This window comes from Candidatus Thorarchaeota archaeon (assembly GCA_013388835.1).
GTDB lineage: Archaea > Asgardarchaeota > Thorarchaeia > Thorarchaeales > Thorarchaeaceae > JACAEL01.
The window spans coordinates 1-2,757 of record JACAEL010000019.1 but is presented as its reverse complement, the minus strand read 5'-3'; the positions used below and the strand labels follow the sequence as shown (position 1 = coordinate 2,757).

Here is a 2,757-nt window from a genome sequence, read left to right as displayed (position 1 = left end):
CCTTCTGGCTCCCCACCCATGCATCGCCCCAGTGCACGAGCGGCACGCACTGCTTGTTCTCGTCGGACAGGCCAATGCAGGCCGTGCACGGGATGTTGGTGCTCTGGATGAGCTCGCCCTTCATAGAGAACTCGTCCCGGCGGGAATATCCAGCTTCGATGCAGCTGCGGCCTAGCCGAGAGGGGGCCGACCTGGTCCTGAGAGACGAAAAGACGTCTTGCTGCGAGTCCCACAGCATCAGAGTCTGTCGCTAATAGACTCAAGACCTCACCAACCTCGGCTTGCGTCAGACGAGGGCTAGTCGGGCGGTCGCTCATGAGAAAATCGACTCTCCTCTTGAGCCATCCATCAATATCCTCCACACCAGCACCACCACGTATCGACCAACGCACTATGTCACGGATCCTATTCTTCTCGCTCTCCAGGCGTTGGCGGTGACCTGGGCCGCCCCAGACAAGAACCCTACAAGGTGGGATGCCACAGTCAACACCACAGATCCCTTCAGGATTGCCGTAGAGCTCTGGCCCATTGTCAAGTGTGGCATCGGACCGGGCAGGCCGAAGTCCGACTTCAGACATGGTTTTTGAGTTGTCTTCACGTCTTCCCTGCCGAAGGCTCTCGTCCGTACTTCGAGAGCAGAGCCAATCCAGGTCCGAACATGGCAAGAAATGCACCAACCAGCAGACCAACCCAGCCCTCCAGAGTCACGGCAATCTCACCCGGTCCGAGCAGCACTGGACCGACGATGAACCACGGGATTGTTCCCACTGCGGAGACCAAGGCGATGGCCTGTTCTGTCATCACTTCCGCCTTGAAGTCTGGCGGTATTGGAGGCCTGCGCCATATCTGTAGCCGGCCAAACGCAAACGCAAGAGCGACCGAGCCGCTCCAGACCAGTATCGCGAAGAGGAGAAACATTGGGTCGGTGAATGCGAACGAGTCTATCACATCCATTCATGCTTTTTTTTGACTTGGAATGTCCTAGTTGAGGCCGAATGCTGTCATCCCCGCCGCCAAGAGAGCTACTGCAAATGTGAATCCAATCAGGAAAACCTTCACAAAGATGAACAGTAGGGAGGCGTCCGTCCGTTCGTCCCACCACTCCGCTAGACCCCTAAGAGGGCTGAAAAACCTTCCTATCAAGGGCACCTTGCTTAGCAGTCTGTTTCCAATGGATGGAAACACTATCGTTGAGAACATCAGACCCAAGAGGTTAGAAAGTCCCATGATAGCGATGGATACTAACACGACCCACGGATTCGATGTCACGCTCGTGACAATCGTGGCGAACAGGAGAAGGAGCGTCGTGAAGAGAAGCACGTAGCTGGTGACCAGAGCTGAGGCAATGGTCACAAGCCAAGGCTGGCAGCCTGCTTGAACCACCTGACACGCGCTTGCTGCAGCCAAGCCTATCAGGTAGAGCGCAACGGTTTCTGCTGGGAGAATCTGGAACGAAGAAACAACGGAGTCAACAATCGAATCCTGCACTGCTGAATCGACCAGCGGGTCCTGTGGCTGTCCTGAGCTGAAGGACACCTCCTCGAGGGCGAAGTCTGTGGGGAGCAGACCGACACGTACTTGGACTGTGAGAGATGCGCCACCGGGAGATGCCCGACTGAATCTCAGATGCAAGAGAGGCCACCAGCCAGTCCACCAAGAGTCCACAGTGACTGCATACTGCCACGGGTCTGTGTCTTCCACGGCACCAGGATCGATTCGTCCTGCAAGAGTCCCATCCTGTTGTGCTGAATCTGTCGGATTGGGCGCGTTGGGGTCGTGCCTGTTGACGTCGGCCACCACGCTGACATCGTGCAGCCTCATGTCCACCAGTGAGTAGGAGTGACATCTCTGTCCGAGAATGACCACGTACTCTATGACCTGCCAGCATCCCAGAGCTGAGACCCTGCATGGACCTCTTCATAGACTCGGTAGCCGGCAGGTCAAGTCACACTCATTGCTCAAGGAGTGTCAGGATGCTGTTCACTCTCTGACCAAACTCGTCTGTCCGGGACCTAGTCTCCTCGAGAACTCGACGCGACCTTGCGTTCCCTCTCTGTTCGCCTCCGAGGATTGTCCTCAGGCCCATTCTCAGCGAGTCGTCGTCCAACTTGCCTCTCTTATGGAGTGTCTCCAGCCGCATCATGACTGACACGTCCCGCATAGCAAAGGAGAAGGGTCCGATTCTGAACGGGATGTACATCACCGCATACATGATAGTGAATGCCGCGGGGATTTGACCGGCCAAGAGATAGGCAAGCCAGAAGTCGGACAATCGTATGTAATAAAGAGCGGGCCAGAAGATGGCCGCATGGAACATCACTGTAACTGTAATGATAGCCCTTCTTCCGGAACCGAAGAAGAAGCGGATGAGCCGGTTGTTAAGCTCATGGTAGGCCCCCCATAAGAACACGACTGGCCCCGAGAAGAATGCCACAAGGGTGAGGATTATGGGCCCGAACACGAGAACGTCGAAAGGAATGCTCACTCACTGCTGCCTCCTGAACTGGTACACAGACTGCTCATATATGAAGACGAAGAGATAGAGAGTTGCTAGAGCTAATACGAAATTCAATGCAATCGAGATGACTGCCCGCTTGACGGCGCCCTTGAATTCACCCCACTTCTCGGAAATAAACCCTCTGCAGATGCCAGCTGCCAGAACAAGCATGGCGGTCGTTTCGATGCAGACGCCTATTACAATCTCTAGCCACTGGCTCAGAAGACCCAATACGAACTCCCAGCTTATCACCTGAGCAT

The 2,757-nt window shown here is 55.3% G+C and carries 5 protein-coding genes; 1 reads left to right on the top strand and 4 read right to left on the bottom strand.

Translation table 11 applies throughout. The features are described 5' to 3' along the window. A partial coding sequence (locus HXY34_04035) for a hypothetical protein (GenBank protein ID NWF95292.1) occupies positions 1 to 175 on the top strand: 175 nt, incomplete at its 5' end. A gap of 419 nt (positions 176 to 594) precedes the next feature. Here the strand turns inward: HXY34_04035 and HXY34_04030 are convergent. From HXY34_04030 to HXY34_04015, 4 genes are all read right to left on the bottom strand, one after another. Then, positions 595 to 954, bottom strand: a complete 360-nt coding sequence (locus HXY34_04030; protein ID NWF95291.1) for a hypothetical protein — start codon at positions 952 to 954, stop codon at positions 595 to 597. A 27-nt stretch (positions 955 to 981) separates the two neighbouring features. Continuing rightward, complete coding sequence (locus HXY34_04025) at positions 982 to 1,866, bottom strand: hypothetical protein (protein NWF95290.1); 885 nt, start codon at positions 1,864 to 1,866, stop codon at positions 982 to 984. Positions 1,867 to 1,951: 85 nt separating this feature from the next. Next, entirely contained in the window at positions 1,952 to 2,485 is a 534-nt protein-coding gene (locus tag HXY34_04020; GenBank protein NWF95289.1) for a hypothetical protein, read from the bottom strand. Beyond that, positions 2,486 to 2,757 (bottom strand): hypothetical protein (locus HXY34_04015; protein NWF95288.1); only part of this gene is annotated, 272 nt, incomplete at its 5' end.